The sequence below is a fragment of the Yinghuangia sp. YIM S09857 genome (assembly GCF_051388915.1).
Taxonomy (GTDB): domain Bacteria; phylum Actinomycetota; class Actinomycetes; order Streptomycetales; family Streptomycetaceae; genus Yinghuangia.
Map to the genome: position 1 here is coordinate 399,975 of NZ_JBPKBH010000004.1, position 8,229 is coordinate 408,203.

An 8,229-nucleotide genomic window follows, 5' to 3' on the forward strand; every position below is an offset into this window, starting at 1 on the left:
GTGAGCGGCATCGAGACCCCAAGGACACGGCCATGGCCCGTGCTCAGGTCGCCTTCTCCGCTGCCACGACCGGAGCCGCGTCCCGCCCCGCCTCGTCGGGCACCGGCTCCGGGTCGTCGTGCAGCACCTTCGGGACGTCCCGAAGCAGGAACAGCGCCGCGATCCCCGCCGCGAGGGCCAGCGCGGCACTGGTCAGCAGTGCCACGTGCATGCCCGTGACGAACGCGTCGCGCGAGGCGTCCACGACCCGCGACGCGAGGTCGGCCGGCATGGCCGCCGCGCTGTGCTGCGCCGCGCCGATCGAGTCCTCGACCGCGCCGCGCGCCGGCTCCGGCACGTCGGCGGGGACGTCGACCGACCTGCGGTAGACCGCGTTCAGGATGCTGCCCAGCAGCGCCATGCCCAGGGCCGCGCCCAGTTCCGTCGCGGTCTCGGAGATCGCCGACGCCGCCCCCGCCCGGTCCTTCGGGACCGACGCCAGGATGGTGTCGCCGGTGACCGTCATGGCCATCCCCATGCCGAGCGCGCACGGCACCATCCCGAGCACCAACAGCGGGTAGTTCGAGGACGCCCCCGACAGTGTGTAGAGGGAGAAACCGCCCGCCGCGAGCGTCATCCCGAGCGCGACCAGCCGTGCCCGGCCCAGCACGGTGATCAGCGGCGCCGCGGCGACCCCGCCGAGCATCGCGAAGACGCCGCCGGGCAGCCCGGCGAGACCGGCCTTGAGCGGCGACCATCCCAGCACGAGCTGGAAGTACTGGGCGAACAGCAGCGACTGCGCCACGAGGGCGAACATCGCCATCAGGTTGGCCAGGATCGACCCGGTGAACGCCTTGCGGCGGAACAGCGCGACGTCGATCAGCGGGTTCTCGATGCGCTGCTGGCGGCGTACGAACACGGCCGCCGCGACCACGCCGACCACGAGCGCGACCGCGACCCGCCCCTGCATCGGGCCGCCGGACGCCGCCTCCTTCACCGCGTACACCGTCCCGATCACGGCGGCGATCGACAGCGGGACGCTCACGACGTCCAGGCGCCGCGGCCGCGGGTCGCGCGACTCGGGCAGGATGACGGCCCCGGCCACGAACGCCAGCGCCATCAGCGGGACGTTGACCAGGAACACCGAGCCCCACCAGAAGTGGTCCAGCAGCAGCCCGCCGAACACCGGGCCGAGGCCGACCCCGAGCGCGCCCACGCCCATGCTGATGCCGACCGCGGCGGTGCGTTCCTTCGGGTCGGTGAAGACGTTCCGCACGATCGACAGCGTCGACGGCATGATCGTGGCGCCCGCCACGCCGAGCAGGGTGCGGGCCGCGATCAGCGTCTCGGCGTTCCAGGCGTACGCGGTCAGCAGCGACGCGGCGCCGAAGGCCACCGTGCCGACCAGGAACAGCTTCTTGCGGCCCACGCGGTCGCCGAGCACGCCCATGGTCACCAGCAGGCCCGCGAGCGCGAAGCCGTACGCGTCGGCGATCCACAGGATCTGGTTGGCCGACGGGTCGACGTCCGACACCAATCCCGGGATGGCCAGGTGCAGCGCGGTGAGGTCCACCGACAGGACGACGACCGCGAGGCAGCCGACTGCCACGGTGGCCCATTTGCGGGCGGCCGAGTATTGCGGCGGCTGACCGGCGGGGGAGGCGGAGGTGTGCGTGATGTCCATGGCCCCGACGGTGCCGCCGGGCGCTGACCAGGTGCTGACGGTCCGCTGACAGCCGGGGCCGGGCGGGTGCGGTGCGGCGGTTCCCCGGTCGCTGCGGCACAGCGTTTCGCGGGTCTCGACCGTCTCTATAGGTGTGATCGAAATCGGTGATCGAAATGGGTGTGATCGAAATGGGTGTGATCGAAACCTTCGCGGCGGAGGTATCCGCCATGACGTCGCTCCCCGCCGACGCCGACGGTCCGGCTACGTGCCCGCCGACACCCGACCCGGCCAAGCCCTGCGCGCCGAAGCACGAGCCGATGGACCCCTTCCTCCCGCCGCTCGACGAGATCGTCATCGGCGGCGTGGCCTTCCTCATCGTCTTCTTCTTCCTCGGCAGGGTTCTGCTGCCGAGGATCCGGACAATGTTGGAGGAGCGGACGGACGCCATCGAGGGCGGCCTGGCGCGTGCGGAGGAGGCCCAGGCGGAAGCCCAGGCCGAACTTGAGCAGTACCGCGCCCGGTTGACCGACGCGCGTCGCGAAGCGGGCCGCCTCGCCGAGGAAGCGCGTGCCCAGGGGGCTGCGGCGCTCGCCGAGATGCGGGCCGAAGGGGCCCGCATCAAGGACGAGCTCGTCGCGTCCGGCCACACGCAGATTGAGGTCGACCGGAAGCAGGCGTCCACGGCACTGCGGCAGGACGTCGGCAAGGTGGCCCTCGAGCTGGCGGACCGCCTCGTCACCGAATCGCTCGGGGACGAGGCGTTGCAGCGCCGCATCGTCGACCGGTTCCTCGACGAACTCGACGCCATGGCTGTCGCCGACGATCATTAGGGTTATCGGCATGTCCTCCGCACCCGGCTTCGCCTACGAGTTCGCCGACCCGTCCCTGTTCCCGCTGCTGTACGACCGGATGCCCGCCGAGGTCCGTGATGCCTTGCAGAGGAACGAACTCCCGCACACGGTAAGCGTGGTGAACTGGCTCTGCGCCCAGGCGCGCGGCGACGGGGAACTGGCCCTGGTTCTCGCGGACTCCGCAATCGCGGTACGCCGTGACGCGGTGGGGCGGCAAGTCGTCCGGGAGCTGGCGCTGTTGGACGACCCGGTCGTCGCGGTGACGCTCTACCGCAACGCAATGCAGCACCACCGGCCCTTCGGCAGCCGCCTCGGGCCCTTCGTTCGCGATTGCGTCCTCACGGCGGTCTTCGCCGCTGTGCGGGACCCGGAGGACCCGGCGTGGCACAGGCCGGACGGGCTTGTGTCGGTGCTGCTCGCCGAAACCCCGTGGAACCCACTGGACTTCCTTCCGTGCCGGACCGCGCCGTTCGCCGGTCTCGTTGCCGCGGCGGGGGAGCGCCTGGGCCGGGCGTTCGATGCCGCGGCCGAACTCCTCACGGCGATGCGCACCGGCGGTATCGGGATCGGCACCGGGGACGGCACCGGGGACGGGGTCTCCGCGGTCGACTGGTCCGCCATCATCGCATCCCATCGCGTCGACCCGCTGCCGGTGCAGGCGCTTGAGCTGCTGGCCCAACATCCGGAGTGCCCGGGGGAGTTGCTGATCGAGGCATACCGTGTCGAGCCCCTTTCGGTGCCCGAGGCGGCGGCGTTGCCCTTCGACGCGCTGGACATCCGGCATTCGCAGGAGACCTACGGCGCCGAGCTGCGGCCCCAGACGATCCGCCGGGGGCTCCGGCAGGGGCACTTCCCCGTCAAACGCCTCCTGCACGAGACAGGGACGGCCGCTGAGGTCCTTGCCGCGATCGGCCACGCGGATGCCCCGGAACAGCAAGTCGCCGACGCACTGGTGGAGTTGGTGGCGCCTCTGGGCGCGCATCCGGCGGCGTGGATCCACTTGTACGCACGGATGCCGCGGTTCCGCGGTCCGTGTGCCGTCCTGGTCGCCGAGGCGGTCGAACGAGCGCGTACCGAACCCGAGCCGTCATGGCCGCGGCACACCGACGCGGAGATCCCCGCGCGTTCGCCCGAGGGCGCCCGTGCCGGTTTGTCCGTGCTGCTGTCAGCGGCCTCCGATGACGCGGTGGTTGCCCTCGTCCCGCACCTCGACGCACGGGCGGTACAGGACCTGTTGCGACACGCCCGGCTGGGCGCGAAGGCGCGGGACGCCCTCCTCGCGGCGTACCCGGACGCCGCCGCCTGGTGGGCGGCCGCGTATCCGGACGAGGTGGCCCGGGACTTCCTGCTGGACCTCGACGACCCCGAGGTCAACGCGATGCTGTTCCAGTACGGCCACCTCCCCGCGGACGAGCGCCGGCGCATCCTCGCCGGACGTCCCCGCTCCGCCACGCGGACGGGCGAGATCCCGGTGGCGGACCGGCTGGTCGACGCGGTTCTGTCCGGCTACGAACTCAGCGAAGTGCGCGCGCGGTTGCTCGACTGCGTCTATTCGGGCGACGCGAAGCTGGTACGGATCCTGCTCGGCCGGGCCAAGGTGTTCACCGAAGTGGCCCGGCTGCGGCTGCTGGTCAACCTGTGGGAGCGGCAGGGGCCCGAGGCCGTACAAGACCTGTTGGACGAGACCGAGTTCCCGCGCAGGCGCAGCTCCAAGCACCCGCTGCCGCCGCAGACGCTCGGCACCGCTCGAACCGCGCTCGCCCGGGACGACGGACTCGCCTATCTGCAAGGCGAGTTGGCGAATGCGTCGACCCCGGACGCGGTTGCCGCGTTCCTGGTCGGGAGGGGCGGCGCGGTCGTGGGCGACCGCATGGAACGGGTCGTGGAGGAGATCGGTCCGATACCGTGGGACGCCGTCGTGCGCAGGCACGCGGCCAAACCGCTGGACGCCGCCGCGCTGGGGGCCCTGGCCCAACACGACGACTGCCCGGGGGACCTGTTCCGGGCGCTGATCCGCGGCACGGCGCCCGACGACCTGCGGAGCCTTCCCAGGGCCGTGCGCGCCCACCTCGACGCCGCGGAGCTGGTGGCCACGATGCGTCCGGCGCGGGTCGCGCTGAACCTCGCATCCGCCGCCGAGATCCGGCCGTTGCTCGCCGCGCCGCTCGGCGACTCCCTGGAGTCCTGGGCCGTCGCGGCCCGCCTGCTCCCCGACTTCGCCGGGTCGCTGGCCGAACTCGTCGACACGGCAGGTGCGGTCACCGCGACGGCGTAGGCGGGGGCGGTTGCCGGGCGGATCGCTCACTCGGGTGACGCCGGTCCGGTGGGGCGAGGCCGGCCAAGCGGCTGAGGCCGGTCAGGCGGGTGACGCGGGTTCGGAGGGTGAGGCCGGTCCGGAGGGTGAGGCCGGGTAATGCCCGGTGTCCGGAACCGGCTAATCCTTCCGGCCACGGCATTGGGACGACCGCGCCCGTACGGACTCCAACGCCTCCCCGGTCTCGCCCCGGGGCACCGCGCGGCCCCGGGCGTACGCCTCCTCGAACGCCGCCTCGCCCAGCTGCGTCCGCGCCCGTTCCGTCACCCGGGCCACGTCCAGGTGCCCCGGCACGGTCGAGCCCCGGGCGGCGGCGCCGAGCCCGAGCAGCCAGGCCGCCCCGGCAGCGTCGCCGTCCTGCTCCGCCGCGCCCGCCAGCGCCTCGACGGCCTCGGCGGCGAGCATCAGGTTGCCGTGCGGATAGGTCAAGTCCACGGCCGCGTAGGCCAGTCCGCGCGCCTTGTGGGTGTCACCGGACGCGGCCGACGTCCAGGCCAGCGACACCAGGATGACCGCGAGCGAGGACGCGCTGTCGAAGAGATCCGACGGGCACTCCGAAAGTGCCTGCTCCTGGAGCCTCTTCGCCTCGGCGAGATCCCCGGCGTGCCGTGCCAGATCGCCCAGGCCGCTGCGTCCGAGCGCCCGCGTCGCCGTCCGCCCGGTCCGCAGCGCGGAGTCCATCACGTGCGTGTACAACTCCCGTGCGGTGTCCGGGTCGCCGAGCCGCCGGCACATCTCGGCGCGACGCACCAGCAGGTCGTCGATGTCCTCGGTGATGCCCAACTCCCGCATCATCGCCAGTGCTTCGTCCATCAGCGCGAGGCCGCCCGCGATGTCGCCCGCCCAGTCCGCGACCACCGCGAGCTGGTCGAGCGCGTTGGCCATGCCCCACATGTCGCCCAGCGCCCGGAAGCGCTCCAGGGCCTCCTGGAAGAGGGCACGCGCCTCCGGGATCGCGCCGCCGTACAACTCGGTGAAGCCGTAGCCCAGGCTGAGGATCGCCTGGGACCACGGGTCGTCGCCCATGAGCGCGGCGGTCCGCTCGCGGTCCGACGCCTCGGGGCCGAGTGCCACGGCCATCAGGATGAAGACCTGGGGCTGCCGCGGCGTGCCGGGCAGGCTGAACAGCAGCGGTTGCGCGCGGGCGATGCGCCGGGCGCGCGTGCCGTCGTCGTGCGCGGACGTCTCCGCCAGCGACGCGAGCAGGCACAGCAGGTATGCCTCCGTCAGCCCCGGCGGCGGCTCGTCGCCCACCGCTTCCAGCAGGCGGCCCGCGAGGCCGCCCGCCTCGTGCCGCAGGCCGCGCAGCCACCAGTACCACGCGAGGGCCGCGTTGAGGCGCAGCCCCAGCGCCGGGTCGTTGGTGATCGCCCAGCGCAACGCCGCGCGCAGGTTGGCGTGTTCCGCGCTCAGCCGGTCCAGCCAGGTCATTTGCTCGCCGGTTCGCAGGAACGGCTGGGCCTGCTCGGCGAGTTCGAGGAAGTATTCGGCGTGTGCCCGGAGTACGGCGTCGTGCTCACCGGCCTCGTCGAGGCGTTCCGATCCGTAGAGGCGGATGGTCTCGAACATGCGGTAGCGGCCGTCGGTACCGTCGATCAGGGACTTGTCGGCCAGGTCGGCGAGGAGTTCGACGGCCTCGTCCTCCGGGAGGCCGCACACCGCGGCCGCCGCCGCGATCGTGGCGCCGCCCCGGAACACCGTGAGTTTGCGGGCGAGTTCCTGTTCCGCCGCGTCGAGGAGGTCCCAGCTCCAGGCGACGACGGCGCGCAGTGTCTGGTGCCGGGGCGCGGCGGTGCGGTTGCCGCGGGAGAGCAGCCGGAACCGGTCGTCCAGCCGGGCGGCGACCTCGTCGAGCGGCAGGGCGCGCAGCCGCGCGGCGGCCAGTTCGATGGCCAGCGGCAGTCCGTCGAGTGCGGCGCACACGGCGAGGACGGTCGGCAGGGTGGCGGCGTCGACGGTGAAGTCGGGGCGTACCGCGTGCGCGCGGTCCGCGAACAGGCGTACGGCGGGGGCCGCCAGCGCCTCGTCGAGCGGCGCGCCGTCGGACGGCACCGCCAACCTCGGTACCGGGCACAGGGTTTCGCCGGTGATGCCGAGCGCTTCTCGACTGGTCGCAAGGATGCGCACGTCCGGGCAGGCGCTCAGCAACGTGTGGGCCAGCCGGGCGACTTCGGCGACGATCTGCTCGCAGTTGTCGAGGATCAGCAGCACCTTGCGGGCGGCCAGCCCCGCGACCAGGCGCGCTACTCCGGTCTCGGTGGAGTTGGCGGGCATCAGGCCGCCTTCGCGCAGCCCGAGCGCGGTGAGCGCGGTGGCCACGAGTTCGTCGTCGCGGCGTACGGCGGCGAGGTCGACGAAGCAGACGTCCCCGGCGTAGCGGCGGCCCGCCTCCACCGACAGGCGCGTCTTGCCGGCGCCGCCCGGTCCGATGAGCGTGACGAGGCGGGCGGAGCCGAGCAGCGAGCCGACGCGCGCCAGTTCGTCGTCGCGCCCGACGAAGCTCGTCAACTGGGCGGGGAGACCCAGGTGTTCGGCCTCAGTGGGGGAGGGCGGCGCGGCGGCGGGGGTGAGGGAGGGGGCGGCGCGCAGAATGTCCAGGTGTACGGCGGCAAGTTCGGGTGCGGGGTCGGCGCCGAGTTCGTCGGCGAGCAGGGTGCGGGTGCTCTCGTACGCGGCCAGGGCCTCGGCCTGGCGACCCGCTCCGTACAGCGCGCGCATCAACTGGCCCACCAGGCGCTCGCGCAGCGGGTTTTCCGCGACGAGGCGCTGCAACTCGCCCACCACCTGGGCGTGTCGGCCCAGTGCGAGGGCGGCTTCGGCGCGGTCGGCGAGGGCGTCCAGACGCTGTTCGCCCCACGCGGAGGCCTGCGCGGCGGCGAACGGCGCGTCCATGACGTCGGCGAAGGCCGGTCCGCGCCACAGCTCCAGGGCCTGGTCGAGCAGTCGGTGCGCGTCGGCGTGCCGGCCGGATGCGAGCGCGCGGCGTCCGTCACGGAACAGGCGCTCGAAGCGGTGCGCGTCGACCTGCTCGGGGTCGACGGAGAGGCGGTACCCGGCGGCGTGGAATTCGACCAGCTTGTCGGTTCCGGCGTCGTCCCGCAGGCCGCGGCGCAGGCGGGAGACCTGCGATTGCAGCGCGTTGGCGGCGTCCCCGGGCGGAGCCTCGCCGTACAGGCCGTCCACGAGGGTCTGCGCGGGCACGATGCGCCCGGCGTCGAGGAGCAGCAGCGCAAGGAGGGACCGCACGCGCGGGCCGCCCACGGCGACCGGCGTACCGTCCTCGTGCCGCGCCTCGACCGGACCCAGAATGCCGAAGAACATGCAGCGATTCTGGCCTATCGATGGAGGCGTGGGAGGAGGGGAGGGGCGGCGGGGGCGGGTACCGCGCGGAGCGGTGGGGTGCGGCGGCGACGGGGGGG

The 8,229-nt window shown here is 73.2% G+C and carries 4 protein-coding genes; 2 read left to right on the plus strand and 2 right to left on the minus strand.

All coding sequences use genetic code 11. The annotated features are described in order from the left end of the window. Positions 1-43: 43 nt before the first annotated feature. Positions 44-1,663, minus strand: a complete 1,620-nt coding sequence (locus ACRX5S_RS10680) for an MFS transporter (RefSeq protein WP_436772593.1) — start codon at positions 1,661-1,663, stop codon at positions 44-46. A gap of 209 nt (positions 1,664-1,872) precedes the next feature. Here ACRX5S_RS10680 and ACRX5S_RS10685 point away from each other — a divergent pair, with 209 nt between their 5' ends. After that, positions 1,873-2,475 (plus strand): F0F1 ATP synthase subunit B, encoded by a 603-nt coding sequence (locus ACRX5S_RS10685; RefSeq protein WP_436772594.1) that lies wholly within the window; start codon positions 1,873-1,875, stop codon positions 2,473-2,475. A gap of 10 nt (positions 2,476-2,485) precedes the next feature. Beyond that, complete coding sequence (locus ACRX5S_RS10690; protein ID WP_436772595.1) at positions 2,486-4,771, plus strand: hypothetical protein; 2,286 nt, start codon at positions 2,486-2,488, stop codon at positions 4,769-4,771. A gap of 159 nt (positions 4,772-4,930) precedes the next feature. Here ACRX5S_RS10690 and ACRX5S_RS10695 read toward each other — a convergent pair whose 3' ends face one another. Beyond that, positions 4,931-8,131: a BTAD domain-containing putative transcriptional regulator gene (locus tag ACRX5S_RS10695; RefSeq protein ID WP_436772596.1), complete on the minus strand. Its 3,201-nt coding sequence runs from the start codon at positions 8,129-8,131 to the stop codon at positions 4,931-4,933. Between the last annotated feature and the right edge of the window lie 98 nt (positions 8,132-8,229).